This is a genomic window from Candidatus Cardinium hertigii (genome assembly GCF_003176915.1).
Lineage (GTDB): Bacteria > Bacteroidota > Bacteroidia > Cytophagales > Amoebophilaceae > Cardinium > Cardinium hertigii_A.
In genome coordinates this window covers 172771-196591 of sequence record NZ_CP029619.1, presented here as the reverse complement: position 1 = coordinate 196591, position 23821 = coordinate 172771, and the positions used below count along the sequence as shown (strand labels likewise).

The window sequence follows — 23821 nt, the reverse complement described above, 5'->3', positions numbered from 1 at the left end:
ATAATGTCTTTACGCAAGTTTCTTTTCCTTTCCCGCGCCAAAGCCCTTACCCTGTAGAGGCTAATAGGCTACTACGCGTTAGTACAGGTATAGGTTTTTGCACAATAATTAATAGTTATTATTGGGCATAATAATTATCTTTCTGTAAATAAAAGCAAGTAGTACGTATAAACCATAGTAAGATAAATTATTACAACGCAATAAAATAAAAGAGAGATGGTAAGGCATATTGATTTTATGATTATAGGGTTATCCTTAATAGGCACGCTGTTTATTGGAATTTATTACGGTAGAGGTATCAAGACTTTTCAAGAGTATGCCGTAGGAAACAGAAAAATGTCTACCAGCGTAATTGCTATTTCCCTTATAGCTACTGTGTATGGTGGTAGAATCCTGTATGAAGGCCTAGATGATTGCTATCGACAAGGCTTCGAAAGATTTATGCGATCATCCGTTGTAATGGCCGCTATCCTCTATCTTTTTTGCAGGCTTATCATGCCAAGAATGAAGGCATTCATTGGGCATCTTTCTATAGCAGAATCTATGGGAAGCTTGTATGGGCCAGCCGCTCGCATCATTACCGCCCTACTTGGTATCGTTCTATCTATTGCTCTTTTAACAGTTCAGATCAAAGTTTTCCTTGAAATTATAACCTTTCTATTTCCTAAAGTAGTCCCCTTTCAAACCTATTCAACCATACTTTTAATCCTATTGGTTATAGCGTATGCTACATTTGGAGGAGCGAGAGCGGTAGCTATAACCGATGTCTACCAATTTCTCCTTTTTGGACTCTGTTTCCCTCTGCTCATTTTCGTTCTGCTATTTTCTACGGAAGATTTAGCAGCGGGCTGGCAAAAACTTACCGCTGTACCGCAGTATAATCTAAACAAAATGTGTACAGGGCATACCTTAACAACTTTATTAACTTATTTTATATTTAGGCATTTACTTATGCTTGTACCTCCCTACATACAACGGTTTTATATGGCTGCTTCTGTAGGGCAAGCTACAAAAGTTTTTAGCAAAATGGCCATAGTGCCCTGTGTGATATATTTGCTTATCTTCAGTGTTGCAGCAGCTTTACATATACGTGGGGATAACATTCCATCCAATCAGAACGTCCTCCACTATATACTTTCTCTTACCTATTTCCCTGGTATGACAGGCCTATTGGTAACGGCTATGCTAGCATTGTTGATGTCTACCGCTGATTCCACTTTGCATGTTGCCTCCGTTTTATTTACCCATGACCTATGGCCTTTTGTAGCCAAGTTTACCAAACCACACAATTGCTCCCTGCGCATGGTACGCATCGCCTCTATGGGTATAGGGATGATCAGTCTTCTGCTGGTATTCCATACGGGTAGCACGCTACAATTAATGCACAAAGTGATCTACCTTTATGACCCCGCTGTTGCAGTTCCTTTTATACTAGCTTGCTTGGGATTTAGGCCGAGACCCCTTGCTGTGTTACTAGTCATGGGTTTGAACATACTTATAGCAACCTATCTTATTTTGTATCAAAAGCAAGCTGTATCCCCTAATCGCGTTATCCTTTCAATGGTTGTAAGCGCATTAAGTTTGTTCGCCCTTCATTATCTGCTTCCCAAACGCCCCCGTACTGGATGGGTAGGTATCCCAGATAGCAGTGCCTGGGATTTACAAAACCAAATCACCAAACGCTGGTGGTTGGAACGGGTGCAACGGCTTAAAATACTTTTTACCAGGTCCTATCGTGTAAGTGTTTTCCCTACCCAAGAACGCACCTTTGTAGCAGTCGGCAGCTACACCATTATCAATTCCATTATTGCATTGTGCTTTATCCAAAGACAGTATTTCCTTCCCTATGTATACCTCTATATGGCTGTGATGGCCTTGGGAACCATCCTAGCGCTCTACCCAGCCCTGCATGCCTATCAAAAAGGAGGAACTCCGCTGCTGCATGATCTATGGCCTATGCTATTGTTCCTACTGCTTTTTATGGCGCCACTCCAATTTGCTAAACTAGGGCACTATAGTCCTATGGTTTGTGCATTGTGGGTTGGTAGTATAGGTTTAGGTATCGTTTTACTTTCGCTAGAAACAGGCAGTATCCTGTTAGCTGTAGCGTTAGGGATACATCAAACTATACCGCCTTATACGCCCTGTTTAACTTTAGCTGGTTGGGGACTTTCTATAGAACTTGTGCTAGCTGTAATGCTAGTAACCGCTGCTGTAGTAGGTTTTGTCCAGTACAAATACCTACGAGACAAAGCAACTGCTAAACTTAAAATTATCGAACTTACTAGAACCTATGAACAAAGGATTTCCTTAGAAGCCATCTATAGCCAAGCGCATTGGGCTAGATTGGATGCCCCTGCTGGGGGTACCCTTTTACGAGCAATGGGGGATACCTTGCAAGAAACTGCTGACACGCTTTATAAGCAAGATTCGTCTGGTATACGAAGCGAAATAACGCGCTTTAACAAGAAACTACAAAAATTTAGCGATTGTCTGGCATGGAGAGCCCAAGAAGAACGGAACCTAAAACTTAATAAAAAATCTATTCAGCCCATCCCACTTGAACCAACTATCTTAAAAGTAAATCAGCAAATATTGGATTTGGGGGAACCGCTAGCGTTGCTATTGCGTAAACAAACACCCATAGCTGAAATTATAGTCGATCCCGCGTTATTGGCATGTTTGCTGCTGCTCAACCTATGGGCAATCAGCAAGAGCCAACCAGCTACCGATCATATCGTAACCTTAACCCTTGCCGCTACTACCTTGCAGTATGGTTTGGCAGCAGAAACTGAGGCTGATCTTCCTTCCTTAACTTTACCTGCACTGGCTTTCTGTTTTAGTACGGATACAAGCCTACCAAACCTAAAACCCAGCTATCGTATCACAGAATGGAACGCAAATACTGCCCTACCTGCTAGTGAAGCGCAATTTTATCAACTAGAAAGTAAACAAATCGTAGAAGCCCACGGGGGCTATGTGGAAATAATAGAAAGCCCAACAAAGGTAAGCTGCCTTTACGTATTCCCGCTGGACGGCCGTAAGGTTATGCGTTTTAAAACGTATAATCCTACTGATCTGGTAGCTAATACGATAGCTGAAACAGTGGAAAGTTTAACGCAAGAGCAGGAATTGATAGGGTTACTTACGGCACAAACTACACTTAAGGAGGAGCTTATACAGCAAACCATTGCCTTTATTAAAAAGGCCCATGGTTTAGTACGGCGCAAATCAGGGGCTCCCTACTATACCCATCCGATGGCAGTAGCCAAGCTGCTATTGGAGGTTACCCAGGATCCCGACACCATCCTGGCAGGTTTACTGCATGATATCGTAGAAGATACGCCTGTTACGCTACCTCAGCTGGAGCTGATGTATGGCGCTAAGGTAGCTGCTATTGTCGATCAGGTTACCCATTACAATACCAATGGGTATCCGTGGGAATTAGATAAGGTAGAAAATAAAAATATACTTCATCAATGTAGGGATACACGTGTGGTACAAGTAAAGCTGGCAGATCGATTGCATAATATGCGTACGTTATCTGTCCGTAAGCCATCCGACCAACAGCGTATAGCTAAAGAAACCTTAGCTTTTTATATACCATGGGGGAAAAACCATAAGGCTCCCCAGCAATGGCTAGCAGAAATGCAGCGTATTTGTGAAGGGATTATTGCTAAGCAACTTACATAGTAGCTATAGCATCTTTACATAGGCTTCCTTTCCTGCGCCGTAGAGGCTAATAGCTACTACGCGTTAGTACAGGGATGTTTTTGCACAATAATTAATAGGTATTATTAGGCATAATAATTTTTTTTGTGTAAATAAAAGCAAGTAGTACGTATAAACCATAGTAAGATAAATTATTACAACGCAATAAAATAAAAGAAAGATGGTAAGTCATAAGGATCTTACTACGCAATCATATATTGTTAATATTACAGATAAGAACAATGAAGCGCTTACTAAAACTATCCGTGTTCTTCCTTTTAATTTTAACTGGAATTACTGAAAAGTAAAGAAGCATAAATAATTTTAACCAAAGGCGGGTTAACTTAAAAAGTAAAGTACCTAGTTTGTTTCTAGGAGATGTAGGTTCAAGCCCTACATCCGCCAGTCGGGTAAGCGGGGGAATTACTTCCCCAACTCCCCAGAGAACCGAACGTACCAATTGCTCGGTATTCGGCTCAAGCAATCCCTACACTACAGCTGTAGCACGATACAAGTGTTGTCTCAGGTTGTTAACTTTTCAGTTTCACTGATTGATTTTGTTGTGCTACGTTTACCATATTTCAGGTATCTAACTTTTCCACAACAATTCACTTCCTTTAACTAATTTTATCGTAGGATCACCATCCTAAGAGGGCTAAATATTTTATTATTTATTGATTTTTAGAGTTTTTATCCATTTTGGATAGACCATTCCCCTAAGTAGCTCTTAAAATAATATTAGGAAACCTATATACATTGTAGGCTATTGCTTCCATAAGCTGTTGCGTATGGGTTTTAGCAAGTCCTATATAACGGGCTCCTGAACTTCGAAACCAACTTTTAATGCTACCAAAGACAGGTTCTACCTTATAATGTGTTTTAAACCCCCATTCCAACTCATGGACATGCTAAAAATAAACGGTTTGATCTAAAGCAGATGACGGCTATTATTAGCCACGTCTGGCGCTGCTAATTTCCCCATATGGATGGAAGCACATTCTGGTAATGCATCAGACCAAACAACCTTAGAGGCAGCAGCTAAACGAATGCAAAATTTCTGCAAGCAATTAGCATCCGCTCCTTCATTTTTATATGTTGGTGATTTAGCTATGTATGCCTATTGTGTAAAATATAGAAATGATTTGATTTGGTTATCAAGAGTTTCAAATCGTATAAGTCAAGCTAAAACTTTATTACTTCAACCAGAAATCTCCTGGGTAGATTTAGATCATGGTTATAAAATGTATGCTTTGCACCAAGTTTATAAAGGCGTTTCCCAACGTTGGGTATTGATTTACGCTCAACAAGCCTATGATAAAGAAATAGCGACTTTAGCAAAAAACATAGCACAAGAAGCTACAGCTACTCGTAAGATGTTATGGCATCTAGGTAACCATCTATTTGGTTGTCCCCCAAGATATAGATAAACAGCTAGCACAAATCAGTAAAAAGCTGCAATATCATAAGGTGAACTATGCTTATAAATCAGTTCCTGTCTATGATCAAAAAGGTCTCCCTAAAAAAGGAGCTCAACCATTAAGAATAGATACCAACTAATAGATGTAACCTTGGTAGAAGATATACTTACCATTGATCAAGCTAAGTTAAGTAAAGGACGGTTTATTTTGGCCACTAATCAATTAGATAAAGAAGAGCTGCCAGACCAAGAACTTTTATCTACTTATAAAGAGCAATCGGTTACAGAATCAGGCTTTAAATTTATCAAGGACCATACTTTCGAAGTGGATTCTATTTTTCTTAAAAAGCCAACGCGGATTAGTACGTTAATGATGGTAATGACACTTTGTTTGATGGTTTATAGTATTGCGCAATACTATCTACGTAAGGAGTTAGTATCCAGTAATGAGACTATTTTATCTCAAAGTGGGTATGCTACTAATCGCCCATCGATGCAATGGGTTTACAGATTGTTTCATGGGATTCATGTTATCTAATTACAAATAGATCACGCATATCATTAAATAGTTGTGAATATGAATGAAATTTTAATAAAAATTCTACGTTATTTTGGCCCTATTGCCTGTTCTATTTATGCTGTAGACTACGAAAACGCCTAACCTAAGTTACCTTGGTTGAGGCTACTGTTTACTAATAGGTGATTACTAGTTAAAAACATATTTTTAAAAGAGCTTTTATAAAGTTTTAGAGCCCAGCCCTATACCTTTTGCACCTTAAAAACCATAACAAGGACAAACAAAGAAGAAAAAATGAACCTTTAAGAGCGTATCTGACGTTCTGTTGAACGAATAGTTGTAGTTTTAGCCTATCTGAGCTATTACATAGCTGATCCTAACAGAAAGCTAACCAAGTGTATTACGGTACGGTAAGGAAAATATAAAAATTTGGAATCTTGTGAGGAATGTCAATGTTAGGTGAAATTTTAATCAAAAAAACCAACCAGTGCTGGTTTTACCTTTAGTAGCAATCGATTTTTAAACTTTATGGAAATAGGATCTTTTCACATTACAAACTTTGGTGGCTGTTGAATCCATAAAGTAACAGCCTGTTTTTGTTTTGGAAAGGCTTTGTGTAAAAAAGTAAAAAGGAACTACTGTTCTCTGAACCAGAGATATAAATCTACTATAGCCATACTAAATGTCCAAAAGTTGTATATTTATCTAAACCACAACCCCTAAAACAATGGAAAGAAAAGATAGCCCAAAAGATGGTATAAGCAAGGCGATAGACGTATTGCTAAATTCAGGCGTAGCACTCTTTTTGCTCAAGGCGGCTTACTCAAACAATTAAGCAAGCGTCTTGTAGAAAAAGCGTTACAGTCAGAAATGGATGCTCATTTAAGTTATAACAAGTATGCGCGTAGTGATTCAGAGCATGCGCGTAATGGCTTATCTAGTAAGCAAGTTATCACTGATAATGGGGTTACATCGATTAACGTTCCTAGAGATAGAGCCTTCACTTTTGAACCTGTTTTATTACCTAAACGTCAAACAAGAATCCCTGGTTGAGATGATAAGATCTTATCTCTATATGCAATTTAACTATCAACTACATGACTAGAAAGTGGATCACCCCTATTCATAATTGGAGTGTGGCTACGGCACATTTTTTAATTATTTGAAAATAGAATTTAAAAACCTAAAAAATAATTTACACAGTTAATTGGACAGTACCGTAAATTCCCTATTTTTATGATCCTTTTTAGATATATATTACGTACATTGTACCCCTTTAAGCGTTACTTAGTAGCATTGCTTGTGGTATTATTGATTTATAGCACCAATGTTTTTTTTAAAACCCAAGTTATAAAGAATTTGGTTGATTATGTTGCTAACGCATCAGCTACAAAAGACAGTATAGGGCGCCTTATAGGTCATTTTATGGCGGCACTATTCATTGAATTATTAGCTTTTCGTCTACAAGAGTGGTGTACCCTACGCTATGAGCCAGCACTGCAAAACCATATTACTACGCTAACTTTTCAGCATACTTTGAAACATTCGTATCGCTTTTTTCAGAGCCACTTTTCGGGTAGTTTGGTTGCAAATATTAATAATATGGCAACCGCTATTCCTACTATGGTTCGTATATTTTTATATGATTACGTGACTAATTTTTTATTGATCCTCGTTTCCCTTATAACTTTATGGCGTGTAAGTAGTTGGTGTGCACTTCTAGTTGTTGTATGGTTCTTGTTAACCCTCTTCACTTCCATGCTTACTACCAAGTATGCGCTTAATTTAGCAAATCATACCGCAAAAGAGGAAGGAAAACTATTGGGATATATAGGTGATATTTTCAGCAATATAATTGTTACGCGCTTATTTTCAGCTCAGCCATTTACCTTAAAACATTTGGGTAGGCTGCAGGCTGCCTATTGCCAATCTAGTCAAAAATATGGCTGGTTTACATTGAAATTCTATCTTTTTCAAAGTATAGGGTTTCAATGCTACCAATCCATATCTATCCTCTTTTTAATTTATATGCACCGTAAAAATCTGGTCACAGCAGGGGATTTTGCCATGACGCTGTCGATGAATCTTATCGTTACGGAGGGATTATGGAAATTATTTGAACGGATGCAAGAATTTAATACACTGTGGGGAAAAGTCAGTCAATCTGTGCATGTATTGTTAAAGGAGCCAGAAATCCAGGATAGATCTGGTGCCATCCCTCTAATTGTAAAATCAGGGAGTATCAGCTTTAAAGAGGTAACCTTTAGCCACTCAAAAACAACAAAATTATTTGATAAAGAGACTATACATATTGGAGCAAAGCAGAAAGTTGGCTTGGCAGGCTACTCAGGCAGTGGGAAAACAACTTTTTTTAAACTAATTACCAGGTTATTTGATGTAGAACAGGGTGCTATTCTTATCGATGGGCAGAATATAAGTAGCATAACCCAGAAAAGCCTATATAAAGCTATATCAGTAGTGCCTCAAGAATGTAATCTGTTCCACACTACTATCCTAGAGAATATCAGATATGGCAACCCACATGCTAGCGATAGCGAAGTTACAGAAGCTGCAAAAAGAGCTTGTGCCCATGAGTTTATTGAAGAGCTTCCTTATCAATATAAGACCATGGTTGGTGAAGGAGGGTTGAATTTATCGGGGGGACAAAGACAGCGTATCGCCATTGCACGAGCAATCCTTAAAGATGCACCCATCGTATTGCTGGATGAAGTAACTGCAAACCTTGATGTTCAGACGGAAAATAGAATATATACTTCTTTGAAATCACTTATAGAAGATAAAACCGCATTAATTATCACCCATCATCTCGATCTGTTGAAAGATATGGATCGCATTCTTGTTTTTAATAAAGGAAAAATAGTAGAAGATGGAATGCATAAGCAGCTTGTTGCAAAGAGAGGGCTATATAATGCATTGTGGGAAATGGGTGAAAGAAAGTCATAGCCACTGGACAGGACCTTGTCTTAAAGAATTTCTATACTTTAATGCAGGATGGCTTTGTTGTAAAAATTGGTCAAATTTTTCATTTGAGTGTTAGCTGTATAGGGTTATGTTCTGTCTACAGCTGATTCTTATTTGAATAACTGTTCTGCTGTGATTAACATAGCTGGAATTACAGCTTACGGACTAAAAGAGAAAAAACCTTTCTATGTGCTGAGACCGTTGTGATAGGTCGATAGAATAAATTTATTCTATGCTTCTATGCTTATTAGGTTTGATTTTTGATGTTATAGGGCCAGGTATTTTTATTATTTATTGATTTTTAGAGTTTTTATCCATTTTGGATAGACCATTCCCCTAAGTAGCTCTTAAAATAATATTAGGAAACCTATATACATTGTAGGCTATTGCTTCCATAAGCTGTTGCGTATGGGTTTTAGCAAGCCCTATATAACGGGCTCCTGAACTTCGAAACCAACTTTTAATGCTACCAAAGACACGTTCTACCTTATAATGTGTTTTAAACCCCCATTCCAACTCATGGACATGCTAAAAATAAACGGTTTGATCTAAAGCAGATGACGCTATTATTAGCCACGTCTGGCGCTGCTAATTTCCCCATATGGATGGAAGCACATTCTGGTAATGCATCAGACCAAACAACCTTAGAGGCAGCAGCTAAACGAATGCAAAATTTCTGCAAGCAATTAGCATCCGCTCCTTCATTTTTATATGTTGGTGATTTAGCTATGTATGCCTATTGTGTAAAATATAGAAATGATTTGATTTGGTTATCAAGAGTTTCAAATCGTATAAGTCAAGCTAAAACTTTATTACTTCAACCAGAAATCTCCTGGGTAGATTTAGATCATGGTTATAAAATGTATGCTTTGCACCAAGTTTATAAAGGCGTTTCCCAACGTTGGGTATTGATTTACGCTCAACAAGCCTATGATAAAGAAATAGCGACTTTAGCAAAAAACATAGCACAAGAAGCTACAGCTACTCGTAAGATGTTATGGCATCTAGGTAACCATCTATTTGGTTGTCCCCCAAGATATAGATAAACAGCTAGCACAAATCAGTAAAAAGCTGCAATATCATAAGGTGAACTATGCTTATAAATCAGTTCCTGTCTATGATCAAAAAGGTCTCCCTAAAAAAGGAGCTCAACCATTAAGAATAGATACCAACTAATAGATGTAACCTTGGTAGAAGATATACTTACCATTGATCGAGCTAAGTTAAGTAAAGGACGGTTTATTTTGGCCACTAATCAATTAGATAAAGAAGAGCTGCCAGACCAAGAACTTTTATCTACTTATAAAGAGCAATCGGTTACAGAATCAGGCTTTAAATTTATCAAGGACCATACTTTCGAAGTGGATTCTATTTTTCTTAAAAAGCCAACGCGGATTAGTACGTTAATGATGGTAATGACACTTTGTTTGATGGTTTATAGTATTGCGCAATACTATCTACGTAAGGAGTTAGTATCCAGTAATGAAACTATTTTATCTCAAAGTGGGTATGCTACTAATCGCCCATCGATGCAATGGGTTTACAGATTGTTTCATGGGATTCATGTTATCTAATTACAAATAGATCACGCATATCATTAAATAGTTGTGAATATGAATGAAATTTTAATAAAAATTCTACGTTATTTTGGCCCTATTGCCTGTTCTATTTATGCTGTAGACTACGAAAACGCCTAACCTAAGTTACCTTGGTTGAGGCTACTGTTTACTAATAGGTGATTACTAATTAAAAATATATTTAAAGGGTCTTTTTAATTTGTTGCTCTGGAGATGTTTTGTTAACTAATGGCCCAGAAAAAAGAGAGAAAGGTCGACCAATAGTTTCAATATTAAATTCATTTAATATTGATATTGCATCTTTTGGGAATCATGAGTTTGCGATTGGTATAGAGGAGTTAGAAAAAAGGATATCAGAATCAAATTTTAAATGGATTGGTTCAAATGTTAGAAAGATTGTAAGAGATAATCGAGGTAATGTTAAAAAGGTTAAAATAGCCTCTACGTGTAACCAAGCTGCTATTGGAGGCTACCCAGGATCCCGCTACCATTTTAGCTGGGTTTGTTGCATGATATCGTAGAGGATACACCTGTTACACTACATCAGCTGGAGCTGATGTATGGCGCTAAGGTAGCTGCTATTGTCGATCAGGTTACCCATTATAATACCAATGGGTATCCGTGGGAATTAGATAAGGTAGAAAATAAAAATATACTTCATCAATGTAGGGATACACGTGTGGTACAAGTAAAGCTGGCAGATAGATTACATAACATGCGTACCTTATCTGCCCGTAAGCCATCCGACCAACAACGTATAGCTAAAGAAACCTTAGCTTTCTATATACCATGGGGGAACAGCCATAAGGCAGCTCCGCAATGGCTAGCAGAAATGCAGCGTATTTGTGAAGGGATTATTGCTAAGCAGCTTATATAGTAGCTATAGCATCTTTACATAGGCTTCCTTTCCTGCGCCGTAGAGGCTAATAGCTACTACGCGTTAGTACAGGGATGTTTTTGCACAATAATTAATAGGTATTATTAGGCATAATAATTTTTTTTGTGTAAATAAAAGCAAGTAATCATTATAAACATAGTAGTAAATTTATTATAGCGCAATAAAGTAAAAGAAAGATGCTAGGGCATATTGATGTAATGATTATAGGTTTAGCCTTAATAGGCACTTTGGTTATTGGAATTTACTACGGGAGAGGTATTAAGACTTTCCAAAAATATGCCGTAGGGAGCAGAAAAATGGCTACCAGTGTCATCACCTTATCACTTGTAGCCACTTGTGGTTTATAGTCTTTTTCTATAGAAGAAAAGACCTTATAGGAAATTTGATGTAGGGTTTAAGGATTTATTTGATAGGTTCCAAATAACTGAATGTTGTGCTTGTGCTATAGAATAGTATTTTTTATTTCGATTTATGCAACAAATCAGCGTGTTATTTGATAGTCTCATGGCTTGGTCGTATAAAAGAACGATGAAAGAAGTGGCTAATAGACTGTTGGGTTAGCCAACTTAAAACAGTCTGTTTTGGTTTATAGTTTGTATCGAATATAATTTGAGAAATTTGTTTTATTATCTATTTTATGTCATTCGAAGTGCATATTTGATGTATAGTATTATCATTGATAATAGATTCTAGTTTAACCGAGTATTTCCACAAGATTTTAGAACCCCACAATTTTACTTATTCTACATAATATTATGACTATAGATATAGATTTAATGATTATCGTCGTATTCTTAGCTGCGACACTTGCTATTGGATTATACTGCAGCAGAGGGATTTCTACCTTTAGAGATTATGCTGTGGGGGATAGAAGAATGCCTACGTTTGTGATTGTTGTTTCAATGATAGCTACTATGTATGGTGGGGCCACTATAAGCCATAGATTAGAAATGTACTATCATAGAGGGATTTATATGTTGATTATAGATTTAATCCTTCCGCTTGGCCTTTATTTGGCTTCCAGGTTTATCATCATAAGGATGAAAAGGTTCATTGGTGATTTTTCCATAGCTGCGTCTATGGGTAAAATCTATGGACCAGTTATCCAAATAATTACAGCTATGCTTGGTATGATGATGAGTATAATGATTTTATCAGCACAGTTCAAAGTTGGCTTAATGGTAATTAAGATCTGCTCCTTCTTTAAAGCAGCAGAATATGCTTCTTACTATACAATAGCGGTGTCACTATTGGTAATTATTTACGCTACATTTGGTGGCGCTAGATCCGTGGCACTTACAGATGTTTATCAATTTTTTCTTTTTAGTATTTGTTTCCCCGTATTAATCTTTCTACTTCTCTATCATGCTCCCAACCTGTTAAACGGTTGGAAAAAACTTATAGCATTGCCACAGTTTAATTTTACCGAAATTTTTACCAATAAAACAGACTTATTTCTCAATATTACCTGGTATTCCATATTCCTTTTTGATCCAGCCTATACGCAACGCATCTACATGTCTTCTTCCATTCAACAAGCAGCTAAAGTCTTCCTCCGTAGTGCTATTGCACGTATTATTTTTCCTCTAGTTTTTTTAATTGTTGCAGTAGCTTTACATATAAGTGGCCATAAAATTCCTGAAAATCAGAATTTATTAAACTATATTATGCATTTTTCCTATTTCCCTGGTATGCAAGGATTGCTTGTAACAGCTACTATTGCCCTATTAATGTCCACTGCTGACTCGTATTTGCATATTGCTTCGACCTTATTCACAAATGATATATGGCCTATTATAACGAACACTTCAAAAAATAAACCTTCTTTAAGAACTGCACGGATTATTTCTATCGTAATAGGTGCCATTTCTATATTTATTGTGTTCCATACAGATAATGTTGTACAGTTAGTATTTAAAGCTATTTACATTTATGTACCTACCATCAACGTTTTATTTATCACGACTTGTTTTGGATTTATACCACGAACGTCTGCTGTTCTGTATAACATAATGATAAGTGCATCACTAGCAACTTATGATGTTTTTATACAGGAGAAAGTTATACGGGAAATAGATTGGCTTAAAGCATTTTTTTACAGTGTATGTATTTTAGCAACCATCCACTATATCCTACCTAAAAAGGCCAATACTGGCTGGGTGGGTATCCCAGATAGCAGTGCCTGGGATCTACAAAATCAAATCACCAAACGCTGGTGGTTGGAACGGGTGCAACGGCTTAAAACACTTTTTACCAGCTCCTATCGTGTAAGTGTTTTCCCTACCCAAGAACGCACCTTTGTAGCAGTCGGCAGCTATACCATCCTTAATGCCATTATCGCATTGTGCTTTATCCAAAGGCAGTATTTCCTTCCCTATGTATACCTCTATATGGCTGTGATGGCCTTGGGAACCATCCTAGCGCTCTACCCAGCCCTGCATGCTTATCGAAAGGGAGGAATTCCGCTATTGCATGATCTATGGCCTATGCTATTGTTTCTTCTGCTTTTTATAGCGCCCCTCCAATTTGCTAAACTAGGACACTATAGCCCTATGGTTTGTGCGCTTCTTATAGCTAGCATAAGCCTATCTATTGTATTACTATCCGTGGAATGCAGTAGTATGCTATTACTTTGTGCTTTACTAATCCATAGATTCTTGCTTCCTATACGTTTTATGGACTTATTTTGGGAAAGCTTTAGGCATGCTTCTGTCATAGAACTTGTATTAGCGACAGCAGTTGTAGCAAGCACGCTAGTAGGATTTGTCTTGTATAAATACCTACGAGACAAAGCAACCGCTAAACTTAAAATTATCGAACTTACTAGAACCTATGAACAAAGGATTTCCTTAGAAGCCATCTATAGCCAAGCGCATTGGGCTAGATTGGATGCCACTGCTGGAGGTACTCTCTTACGAGCAATGGGAGTTAACCTGCAAGAAACTTTGTGTCCTATTGCAAGGAATGATCCGCATAAAGTAGAAAATGAAATAACGCTCTTTAACAAGAAACTACAAAAATTCAGCGATTGTCTGGCATGGAGAGCCCAAGAAGAACGGAGCCTAAAACTTAATAAAAAATTAATACAGCCCATCCCACTTGAATCAACTATCTTAAAAGTAAACCAGTATATATTGGATTTAGGGGGACCGTTAGCGCTCTTATTTCGCAAACAAACAGACGTAGCTGAAATAGTAGTAGATCCCGCGTTATTGGAGTGCTTGCTGCTGCTCAACCTATGGGCAATCAGCAAGGGCCAACAAGCTACTGATCATATCGTAACCTTAACCCTCGCCGCTACTACCTTGCAGTATGGTTTGGCAGCAGAAACCACGGCTGATCTCCCTTCCTTAATTTTACCTGCGCTGGCTTGCTGTTTTAGTACGGATACAAGCCTACCAAACTTAAAACCCAGCTATCGTATCACAGCAATGAACGCAAATATTACCCTACCTGCTAGTGAAGCGCAGTTTTATCAACTAGAAAGTAAACAAATCGTAGAAGCCCACGGGGGCTATGTGGAAATAATAGAAAGCCCAACGCAGGTAAGTTGCCTTTACGTATTCCCGCTGGACGGCCGTAAAGTTATGCGCTTTAAGACATATGATCCTGCTGATCTGGTAGCCAATGCCCTAGCTGAAACAGCAGAAAGCTTGGCGCAAGAGCAGGAGCTAATAGCCTTACTTACGGCACAAACTACGCTTAAGGAGGAGCTTATACAGCAAACCATTGCCTTTATTAAAAAGGCCCATGGTTTAGTACGGCGTAAATCAGGGTCTCCCTACTATACCCATCCGATGGCAGTAGCCAAGCTGCTATTGGAGGCTACCCAGGATCCCGCTACCATTTTAGCGGGTTTGTTGCATGATATCGTAGAGGATACACCTGTTACGCTTCATCAGCTGGAGCTGATATATGGCGCTGAGGTAGCTGCTATTGTCGATCAGGTTACCCACTACAATACCAATGGGTATCCTTGGGAATTAGATAAGGTAGAAAATAAAAATATACTCCATCAATGTAGAGACATACGTGTGGTACAAGTAAAGCTGGCAGATCGATTGCATAACATGCGTACGTTATCTGTCCGTAAGCCATCTGACCAACAGCGTATAGCTAAAGAAACCTTAGCTTTTTATATACCGTGGGGGAAAAACCATAAGGCTCCCCAGCAATGGCTAGCAGAAATGCAGCACATTTGTGAAGGGATTATTGCTAAGCAGCTTTAAAACAAACATGGCGTAACCTTTTGATTTAATAATTATGTCCCTTTTAAATTTTAACCTTTGTTATTGGCTTTCGTTATAGTAAAGAAATCAAAACATGCTAAGGTTATGCAGTAAATAATAGAAAAACATCTACTATGGTGCTTGCTGTATCCATTATAAACATTATTTATGTATAGCGTAACTTTACCTTCTAGATGAGAGTTATGTATGGGCTTGGTACCTTAGCCAAGTTAGCAACTATACCCCCTACGGTTGTATATGTTCTGTTCAGAAAAAGCATCTGATATGCATACAATTTTTAGAAGAAATGGGACATGTTTACAAGATAATATTTAATAATAGAAACTAAAATTATCGTAGTTGTATTTTAATTTAAGTGAAACAAGAAGAAATGACTTCCTTTAAACATATAGCCACAGATCTTACGCATCTTATTTTTGGTTCTAGGGCTGTAATAGAGTCTATATTAGCTGGACAGCCGATTGAGAAAGTTTTTTTACAAAGCAGTAAGTGGCAAACGCCACTTACAAAGGAGCTATATACGCTTATACGCCAGCATGCCATTCCTTATACTTATTTACCTGTTGCAAAGTTTAAGCAATGGATAAATAAGAATCACCAAGGTGTTGTAGCCATAAGATCTCCTATTGTTTTTTCCGTTGTGGAGCATGTGGTGCAGGCTTCCTATGAAAAAGGGGAGTTGCCCTTACTCGTCGTATTAGATGGTGTATCAGACGTGCATAATGTAGGCGCTATTGCCAGGACAGCAGCCTGTATGGGGGTGCATGCATTGGTACTACCAACCCAAGGAAGTGCTTCTATAACCGCTGTTGCTATGAAAACATCAGCAGGTGCATTGGCTACCTTACCGGTTTGCCGCACAGCTAACCTAAGCCATACATTAGCCTATTTACAAGCAGCGGGTTTAACCATTATAGCTTGTCATGAGAAAGCAGCACAGCCATTATGCCAAGTGGATTTAACTTCCCCTGTTGCGCTTATTTTAGGGGATGAGGCCATGGGAATAGCCGCTAAACACCTAACCCATGCGTTGCATCAAGTATCTATTCCGATACAGGGTCCTATTGCTTCCTTAAATGTATCGGTAGCAGCAGGTATGCTCCTCTATGAAGTGCTGCGGCAACGTAATAGGTAAAGAAATTGCAGCTTTTAGCATACGTAAATATAGCATGCGCTAAATAGGATGTATAATATTTTTGTGGTTGATTATTAAGTAATAATTTCTTTTAAAGAGCGACAGGGTTTCCCATAAGGTAGCTATGCATAACTTTCCCTATTCCCAAGTTTCCTATAGTTAATAGACTGTTTTTCTGCTAGCTAATAGCTTCAGTGCGTTTACAGGTTAAAGAAAATAGCAATATTTTTGTAACTTGCTATGGTATTGATCCCCTTTATGTGGAAAAACAGTATAGTGATAGTGCTTAGGAACAGTTATGTAGGCAGTTAAATGCTTGGGGATAGGTGGATATGGACTATGCGTGTTGCTCTTTAAATAATTGCATTTATGTTTATGGGTGATGGATAGTAATAAGTTAATAGAATCATTTGCGGAATTTGCCCGGTCTAAGAATATCGATAAACCTACGGTTATACGTATTTTAGAAGATGTATTTCGTTCTATTATCCTTAGTAGGTTTGGGTATAGTGATAATTTTGATATTATTATTAATCTTGATAAGGGAGACTTACAGATATGGCGTTTCCGTGAAATTGTAGAGGATCATGCACCAGATGTAGCTGTTCCAACAAAAATAGCGCTTAGGGAGGCAAGAAAAATAGAAGCTGATTTTGAGGTAGGGGAAGAATTATCGGAAGAAATTAAGATTACTGATTTTGGTAGAAGAACCGTATTAGCTGCTAAGCAAACGCTTATACAAAAAGTACAAGAGTTGGCGAAGGAGACCTTGTATGAAAAATATAAGCAATTAATTGGTTGTTTGATAGTAGCTGAAGTACATCAATTGCTGAGCAGGGAAATTATTTTATTGGATGATGAAAGCAACGAACTTTTTTTGCCGAAAGCAGAGCAAATTCCTAAAGATTATTTTAAGAAAGGAGCGTATGTACGTGCCATTGTTCATAAGGTAGAGTTGTATAACACGCTTCCTCGTGTTATACTGTCAAGAGCTTCTCCGCTTTTCTTAGAGCGGTTGCTTGAGAATGAAATTCCTGAAATTCAGGACGGTTTGATTGCCGTAAAAAAAATTGTACGAGAACCAGGAAGCCGTGCGAAAGTAGCGGTAGAATCTTTTGATGATAGGGTTGATCCGGTTGGTGCTTGTGTAGGCATTAAGGGGACCCGCATACATGGTGTTACTAAAGAGCTTCAGCATGAAAATATTGATATCATTAATTATACAGATAATTTAGAACTTTATATTGCGCGTTCTTTAAGCCCAGCATGTATTAATCGTGTCGTACAAATGTCTGAGCGCATAGCGGTTTATTTAGATTCAGATCAAGTAGCTTTGGCGATTGGGAAAGGGGGGCAAAATATCAAGCTGGCGAGTAAGCTTATTGGTAAAGAAATAGATGTTTATAGGGATAATGCAGCCGATCCAAAGGAGGAGGATATTCCTTTATCTGCCTTTAGTGAGACGATTGGACCTTGGGTTGTGGAAGCGTTACATAAAATCGGCTTAGATTCTGCTAGGAGTGTTTTATCCTTGCCTAAGGAAGTACTTGAACAGCGTGTGGATTTAGAAAAAGAGACTGTAGATGAAATCTATGCTATATTGCATCAGGTACTTAGTGGTTAAATCAATCTGCTAGGTAGCAGGGAGGGAATTTATGAACCATAATGAAAAGAAAAAAATACGGCTCAGTCAGGTAGCACGTCAGTTAAATGTAAGTACGGCTACTATTGTTGCTTTTTTAGAAAAAAAGGGATTTATTATCGCGCCTAATCCTAATGTAAAAATAACGGTAGAGCAGTTTGATCTACTCTCCGTTGAGTTTATATCGGCCAGTGTAGATAAACGAGAGGCTGCACAGGTGACCATCGGTAAAACCTATAAGCATCTTGGATATGATCAAGCAGAGAATAAACCAAAAGCTGTCACAAAGGCAACGCAAGAGGTTAAGAAAAAAACAGAATCTCATTACGAGGCTGCTATTCCTGTCCTGCCTAGCCTAAAAAGAGTGGGTAAAATTATTTTAGAATCGGACAAAGGCATTGCTAAAGCCGTTGAGAGGCCTTCTGTGCCTCCTCAGGAGGCACAGAAGGAAACCGATAAAAAGGCTTCTGTATCAGTTCCATTAAAGGATAATTCCTTGGCAGAAACTAGCAAACGCGATAAAATAGATTTTTCTATTTTAGGTGATCTTAAGCGGCCTACTGTAGTGGGTGAAATGGTTATAGAACAAAGGAGCAGGCAGTCCTCCTATACTGCGCCTGCTAAGAGTGCAATAAAAAGGGTCACTCCCATCAAGACATCCAAAGGGGTCAAATGGACTAAAAGCCCCAAATCACCTACAGTTTTTGCACATAAAGAAAAGAAATCCAAACGTTTAGGTGTAGAAGAAAAAACAGAAAATGTTTCTGTTCAAGCGGTGGAAGGCCAAATAGGAAAGACATTCGCAACGTTACACCAAACTTCCGGAAGCAGTACCCGTGCTAAGTATAAAAAAGAAAAGCGTACTGCCCACTTAGCAGCTGAAGGTCAACGTCAGCATCAGAAGCAATCAGAAGCAAGCGTTTTGAAAATTATGGAGTTTGCTTCTGCTAGTGAGTTAGCCTCTTTTATGAAAGTTACGGTACAGGAAGTACTTTCTACTTGCATGTCCTTGGGTATGATTGTATCTATCAATCAACGTTTGGATGCTGAAACCATTACTGTTGTAGCGGATGAGTTTGGTTATCAGGTAGAGTTTATGGATGTGCACGACGAAGAAGAAAAAGACAGCAGTAGTGAGGCGGTAGTAGGGGAGTGGGAGGAGAGACCCCCTATTGTAACCATTATGGGGCATGTTGATCACGGAAAAACCTCTTTGTTAGATTACATTCGTGCTACTAAAGTAACCGCCAAAGAAATAGGTGGTATTACCCAGCATATTGCAGCCTATTCTATTGTTACCGAAAGCAATAAAAAGATTGTATTTCTAGATACACCTGGGCATGAGGCTTTTACAGCTATGCGTACAAGGGGTGCTCGTATTACGGATATCGTTGTCATTGTAGTAGCGGCAGATGATAGTGTGATGACGCAAACGAAGGAATCCATTAGCCATGCGCAGGTAGCAGGTTGTGCCATTATTATTGCAATCAATAAGATGGACAAGCCGCAGGCCAACCCAAAAAAAGTTAAAGAAGATTTAGCCAATCTTAATATCCTAGTAGAAGAATGGGGAGGGAAGTACCAATGCCAAGAAATTTCAGCTAAAACAGGGGAAGGAGTTGGTGCGCTTTTAGATAAAATTTTGTTAGAAGCATCATTGCTGGAATTAAAAGCCATGCCTGTTAGGAAGGCCAAAGGAACGATTATTGAATCTTTTTTAGATACGGGTAGGGGATATGTAGCTACTGGTATTGTACAGGATGGTACGTTACATATAGGTGATATTGTATTGGCTGGTGTTTATTATGGTAAAGTAAAGGCCTTATTAGATCATCAAGGTATGGCCCATCAGTCGGCTACGCCTTCCATGCCTGTGCAGCTATTGGGTTTAAATGGTGCGCCTAGGGCAGGAGATATTTTTCGTGTGATAGGTAGCATGAAAGAAGCAGGAGAACTAGCACAAAAGAAACAGAAAGTATGGCGTGAACAAACCTTACGTACAAAGGCACAGCTTACACTGGATGAGATTGGCCGTCGTCTGGCAGTAGGTAACTTTAACGAGTTGCACGTCATCATCAAGGGAGATGTCGATGGATCTATTGAAGCATTGGCGGCTGCTTTACTTAGCTTATCCCATGAAGAAGTACAGGTCAAGATTTTACATAAGTGTGTAGGAGCTGTTTCCGAATCAGATGTATTGCTAGCTGCAGCAACAAGTGCAATTATTATTGCCTTTCATATTAAAATTCCCTCACAAGCAAAAAAATTAGCTGAAAAAGAAGGGGTAATTATTAAGCAATATGACATCATTTATACAGCCATAGATGATATACGCCATACAATGCAAAATCTTTTGGCTCCTGCTATAGAAGAAATACCTACTGGTCGAGCGGAAGTTAAAAAGGTGTTTTCTATTTCAAAAGTTGGAAATATAGCTGGTTGTCAGGTTCAATCAGGGTTTGTCAATCAAGCCAATCCCATACGTGTGATAAGGAATGAGAAGGTGATTTTTACAGGAACCATTCATACCCTTAAGCATGGATTAGATGAGATCAAGCAGGCAAAAGCTATGTCAGAATGTGGTATACACATTAAAAATTTTGATACCGTTGAAACAGGAGATATCATAGAAGGATTTGAGCGTAAGGAGACGAAGCGAAATTTGTAAGTTAGTATACAGCTGCTATCGCGTATACAGCCAAAGGCAATGCTATGGCTTGGAAGAGGATAACTGTTTATTAAGCTAAATAAGGCAAAGATGACCAGAATAGATTTATGGAAAATAGGATTTTGTGTAGCTGTAGGCATGTATAGGTTGTATAGCTTGTTAACATCGTCTAGTGTAGAAGAAGAGGATGATAGGCCATCGGTTAGAACCAATAAAGCTCCGATTCTCATGCAGGCGCAAGCCATTCATCAGGAAGCAACACCTCAGGAAGCAATACCTCAGGAAGCAATACCTATTAGGCATACTGTTGGGCAGCTGCCCTCTCCTAAATTAGCAGCAATGCAACGAAAGAAACAGGAGGGAAAAGAGGGAGTGGGACAGGGACTGCCTGCTATACGATCGGGTTCACTAACGGTTGGTATAGAAAAGAGCGCTTCCCGCAGGCGTAAGTTTTTTAGAAGTGCCTTTTTGATGCAAGAATTGGTAGCCTCTAAATTCATATAAATGTGGAAACCTTTTCTTCTTCTTATCCCTACAAGCTGTATCGTATTACGGTTAGTGAAGCGGATGCAGCTATCCGTATAGATAAGTTTTTATCAGATGCCTTACAGGTTAGTCGGAATAAAATACAGGAGGCTATTGCCCATCAATGTATTGCTGTAAATAATAAGGCTATTTTAAAAGCCAATTATCTTGTGCAGCCTCAAGATACTATAACCGCTTCTATCTTTTTTCCTCCTCATTTAGATAGTCTTATCCCAGAAGATAAGGCCTTAGATATTGTATACGAAGATGAAGATTTGCTTGTAGTGCATAAACCCGCTCGAATGGTGACGCACCCAGATAAAACCCATCAGACAGGTACGTTAGCCAATGCGCTGCTGCATTACTATAAACATTTTCCTTTGAAAGATCAGTTGCCTACCAGGCCGGGATTGGTACATCGCTTAGATAAAGGGACTTCAGGCCTATTAGTCGTTGCTAAGAGCAGTGCAAGCTTACTTGCCTTAGAAAAGCAATTTTATGATCATAAGGTAGTACGTACCTATTATGCGTTGATTTGGGGGAACCCTAAAGAAGATAAAGGATCTATTGGTGTTCCTCTAATCAAAAGCAGCTATAAGTGTCAAGTCGCTGTGAATTCCCCTATGGTTGGCAAAGGGAAACATGCCGTTACCCATTATCAGGTTATAGAGCGGTTCCATCATGTTGCGTTGGTAAAATGTACGTTAGAAACCGGTCGTACGCATCAAATTCGGGTACATATGCAGCATATAGGTCATCCCCTATTTGGTGATCCTTATTATGGTGGTACGCGTATAGTAAGTGGTCAGCAATATGCTTCCTATAAAGCCTTTGTACATAATTGTTTTAAGCTTATGCCCCATCAAGCACTGCATGCTGCCGTGTTAGGTTTTACACATCCTATAAAGCATTCTTTTCTGTCATTTGAAGCAGCGTTACCAGAAAACTTTGCTAAACTTATCGAGAAATGGAAAAAATATGTGGCTGCTGCGATAGGTCATCATGCAAAGTAATGTGCAATGAGGCTATAGTTAAACATAGTATCGTAAGATCCGCTTGTAAACATAAATTCCAAAAAGATAAACATAGATTTTTTGTTGCATTAGCATTTAAAGGATTCATTCATAAGATGAAATTTTATCCTTAAAAATATTAAAACAGTTACCTTAAATCTATTGGCTGTTACATTGACCTGTCTATTCCGTACGCTTATGTACAACAAAAAATCCTATAAATCAATTAGTTATAAGTTTAGAAATATTTGACTTATAAGCTTATTATGTTTCCCTATTTATTTGTATGAACTGCCGTAGATTTCTTTTATCCATTTGAACTGATCTGCAATAAAAGTATTTATGTGCGTAATTTGTACAGCTTTAGGGTAATACTTAGAAGTTGACGCTTAATTTATATGTGTTATATAATACCAAAATAGGAAATTATCATTTAGAGCAAACTTTATAATACGGAAAAATTATTGGAGATTTATAGAGAAAACTGTAATTTCCTCTGTAGCATTTTAAACATACATTTATAATTGTATTGTATTATACATTTAAATCTTGAAGCATCCGCAATATAGCGACAAATACAGCCAGCTCTTGAAAAGGGATGCTGTAGTAGGCTTTTCTTTAATTGGGGAAACTATATTTTATTTTTTATTGATAATGATACGTGAAAGTGCTATTTAAGGAGTTATCAATCTTTAAAAACGAATAGCAGATAATACATATTTATCATACCATACTGAATCAAGTAATGTTAATAGCATGATAAAAAATAGGAATGGTCAAATTTTTTAAGGAAATTTTTTTATTATGGGCTTCCCTATTGTTTACAGCGGGAACTTGTAGTTTGAGCAATAAAAATCCAAGAGAGGAGCAGGAATTGCCGGAAAACGTATTAAATAGAAGAAATCAGCGGGGCAATCAGGAGCAGCAACAACAAGAGCAAACAGCGAGAACTTGTAGTTTAAGCAATAAAAATCCAAGAAAGGAGCAGGAATTACCGAAAAACGTATTAAATAGAAGAAGCCAGCGGGGCAATCAGGAGCAGCAACAACAAAAGCAAATAGATAAGCGTATAGAAGATCAAGAATGGCTAGAATTGCCGCAAGAGGAGCGATTAAATATAATACGTGCAATCATATGCAGTGAAATAGATAAGGAACAGAGGGAGAAAGAGGATCAACAGGAAGACTATTGCGTAATATGCATGCATCAAATGGATGGTGAAGGAGAACCCGAATGTTCCAAAGTAACGCTTCCACAGCATATTGATCAAAATGGAAGGATGGTTTGTGGGCATGCTTTTTGTTTGAGCTGTTTATGTAGATCAATAAAAATGCAACTTGTCTGTCCTATATGTAGAACAACTATTAATGAAGCATTTATAAAAAACATAAAAAATAAAACTCCCCTGGAGTGATCGTACTATCAATAACATATTCGTTAAATAGTTTTTGCGTATTGTTCGGTGTTTATCCTACTCTTATACTTT

General features: G+C 38.2%; 15 protein-coding genes, 1 tRNA gene and 4 pseudogenes. 17 read left to right on the top strand and 3 right to left on the bottom strand.

Annotation, left to right across the window (positions count from 1 at the left end; genetic code table 11):
* Positions 1 to 216: 216 nt before the first annotated feature.
* Positions 217 to 3693: a sodium:solute symporter family protein gene (locus DK880_RS00840; protein ID WP_109996958.1), complete on the top strand. Its 3477-nt coding sequence runs from the start codon at positions 217 to 219 to the stop codon at positions 3691 to 3693.
* A gap of 351 nt (positions 3694 to 4044) precedes the next feature.
* A tRNA-Thr gene (locus DK880_RS05080) sits at positions 4045 to 4116 on the top strand.
* A gap of 311 nt (positions 4117 to 4427) precedes the next feature.
* Here the strand turns inward: DK880_RS05080 and DK880_RS00830 are convergent.
* Positions 4428 to 4592 (bottom strand): annotated as a pseudogene (locus DK880_RS00830) (transposase); the annotation flags it as partial.
* 105 nt (positions 4593 to 4697) lie between these two features.
* On the opposite strand from DK880_RS00830, the gene DK880_RS00825 reads away from it, so the two are divergent.
* Together DK880_RS00825 and DK880_RS00820 are read left to right on the top strand one after the other, a co-directional pair.
* Positions 4698 to 5138: a hypothetical protein gene (locus tag DK880_RS00825; protein WP_109996956.1), complete on the top strand. Its 441-nt coding sequence runs from the start codon at positions 4698 to 4700 to the stop codon at positions 5136 to 5138.
* Positions 5139 to 5279: 141 nt separating this feature from the next.
* On the top strand, positions 5280 to 5666 hold the full coding sequence (locus tag DK880_RS00820; protein WP_162534066.1) for an IS1634 family transposase: 387 nt from the start codon (positions 5280 to 5282) through the stop codon (positions 5664 to 5666).
* Between the two features lie 501 nt (positions 5667 to 6167).
* On the opposite strand, the pseudogene DK880_RS00815 reads toward DK880_RS00820, so the two are convergent.
* Positions 6168 to 6317 (bottom strand): annotated as a pseudogene (locus DK880_RS00815) (IS982 family transposase); the annotation flags it as partial.
* Positions 6318 to 6494: 177 nt separating this feature from the next.
* Between DK880_RS00815 and DK880_RS05640 the strand changes: the two are divergent.
* Positions 6495 to 6698 (top strand): annotated as a pseudogene (locus tag DK880_RS05640) (transposase); the annotation flags it as partial.
* A gap of 183 nt (positions 6699 to 6881) precedes the next feature.
* On the top strand, positions 6882 to 8609 hold the full coding sequence (locus DK880_RS00805; RefSeq protein WP_109996954.1) for an ABC transporter ATP-binding protein: 1728 nt from the start codon (positions 6882 to 6884) through the stop codon (positions 8607 to 8609).
* Between the two features lie 354 nt (positions 8610 to 8963).
* Here DK880_RS00805 and DK880_RS00800 read toward each other — a convergent pair.
* Positions 8964 to 9128 (bottom strand): annotated as a pseudogene (locus DK880_RS00800) (transposase); the annotation flags it as partial.
* A 56-nt stretch (positions 9129 to 9184) separates the two neighbouring features.
* Between DK880_RS00800 and DK880_RS05635 the strand changes: the two are divergent.
* The 11 genes from DK880_RS05635 to DK880_RS00745 all read left to right on the top strand — a co-directional run bounded on the left by DK880_RS05635 (position 9185) and on the right by DK880_RS00745 (position 23749).
* Positions 9185 to 9673: an IS1634 family transposase gene (locus tag DK880_RS05635; RefSeq protein WP_109996953.1), complete on the top strand. Its 489-nt coding sequence runs from the start codon at positions 9185 to 9187 to the stop codon at positions 9671 to 9673.
* 141 nt (positions 9674 to 9814) lie between these two features.
* Positions 9815 to 10201, top strand: coding sequence for an IS1634 family transposase (locus tag DK880_RS05630; RefSeq protein WP_162534064.1), 387 nt, complete (start codon positions 9815 to 9817; stop codon positions 10199 to 10201).
* Positions 10202 to 10706: 505 nt separating this feature from the next.
* Positions 10707 to 11081 carry an HD domain-containing protein gene (locus DK880_RS00780; RefSeq protein ID WP_162534063.1) on the top strand — a complete coding sequence of 125 codons (375 nt, stop codon included), beginning with the start codon at positions 10707 to 10709 and terminating at the stop codon, positions 11079 to 11081.
* 197 nt (positions 11082 to 11278) lie between these two features.
* Positions 11279 to 11449 carry a hypothetical protein gene (locus DK880_RS05075; protein ID WP_162534062.1) on the top strand — a complete coding sequence of 57 codons (171 nt, stop codon included), beginning with the start codon at positions 11279 to 11281 and terminating at the stop codon, positions 11447 to 11449.
* A gap of 408 nt (positions 11450 to 11857) precedes the next feature.
* Positions 11858 to 15331: a sodium:solute symporter family protein gene (locus DK880_RS00775; RefSeq protein ID WP_109996949.1), complete on the top strand. Its 3474-nt coding sequence runs from the start codon at positions 11858 to 11860 to the stop codon at positions 15329 to 15331.
* Positions 15332 to 15722: 391 nt separating this feature from the next.
* Entirely contained in the window at positions 15723 to 16487 is a 765-nt protein-coding gene (rlmB, locus tag DK880_RS00770; protein ID WP_109997691.1) for a 23S rRNA (guanosine(2251)-2'-O)-methyltransferase RlmB, read from the top strand.
* Positions 16488 to 16869: 382 nt separating this feature from the next.
* A complete protein-coding gene (gene nusA, locus DK880_RS00765) occupies positions 16870 to 18111 on the top strand; it encodes a transcription termination factor NusA (protein ID WP_109996948.1) in 1242 nt (413 codons plus the stop codon).
* Positions 18112 to 18142: 31 nt separating this feature from the next.
* Positions 18143 to 20797, top strand: coding sequence for a translation initiation factor IF-2 (infB, locus tag DK880_RS00760; RefSeq protein WP_109996947.1), 2655 nt, complete (start codon positions 18143 to 18145; stop codon positions 20795 to 20797).
* Positions 20798 to 20887: 90 nt separating this feature from the next.
* Positions 20888 to 21301, top strand: coding sequence for a hypothetical protein (locus DK880_RS00755; RefSeq protein WP_109996946.1), 414 nt, complete (start codon positions 20888 to 20890; stop codon positions 21299 to 21301).
* Positions 21302 to 21303: 2 nt separating this feature from the next.
* A complete protein-coding gene (locus DK880_RS00750; RefSeq protein ID WP_109996945.1) occupies positions 21304 to 22335 on the top strand; it encodes an RluA family pseudouridine synthase in 1032 nt (343 codons plus the stop codon).
* Positions 22336 to 23107: 772 nt separating this feature from the next.
* A complete protein-coding gene (locus DK880_RS00745; protein ID WP_109996944.1) occupies positions 23108 to 23749 on the top strand; it encodes an RING finger protein in 642 nt (213 codons plus the stop codon).
* Positions 23750 to 23821 lie beyond the last annotated feature (72 nt).

Coding starts and splice junctions, on each gene's coding strand:
- DK880_RS00840 (WP_109996958.1), top strand. CDS start 217: ATGGTAAGGCATATTGATTTTATGATTATAGGGTTATCCTTAATAGGC.
- DK880_RS00825 (WP_109996956.1), top strand. CDS start 4,698: ATGGAAGCACATTCTGGTAATGCATCAGACCAAACAACCTTAGAGGCA.
- DK880_RS00805 (WP_109996954.1), top strand. CDS start 6,882: ATGATCCTTTTTAGATATATATTACGTACATTGTACCCCTTTAAGCGT.
- DK880_RS05635 (WP_109996953.1), top strand. CDS start 9,185: ATGACGCTATTATTAGCCACGTCTGGCGCTGCTAATTTCCCCATATGG.
- DK880_RS05075 (WP_162534062.1), top strand. CDS start 11,279: ATGCTAGGGCATATTGATGTAATGATTATAGGTTTAGCCTTAATAGGC.
- DK880_RS00775 (WP_109996949.1), top strand. CDS start 11,858: ATGACTATAGATATAGATTTAATGATTATCGTCGTATTCTTAGCTGCG.
- rlmB (WP_109997691.1), top strand. CDS start 15,723: ATGACTTCCTTTAAACATATAGCCACAGATCTTACGCATCTTATTTTT.
- nusA (WP_109996948.1), top strand. CDS start 16,870: ATGGATAGTAATAAGTTAATAGAATCATTTGCGGAATTTGCCCGGTCT.
- infB (WP_109996947.1), top strand. CDS start 18,143: ATGAACCATAATGAAAAGAAAAAAATACGGCTCAGTCAGGTAGCACGT.
- DK880_RS00755 (WP_109996946.1), top strand. CDS start 20,888: ATGACCAGAATAGATTTATGGAAAATAGGATTTTGTGTAGCTGTAGGC.
- DK880_RS00745 (WP_109996944.1), top strand. CDS start 23,108: ATGGTCAAATTTTTTAAGGAAATTTTTTTATTATGGGCTTCCCTATTG.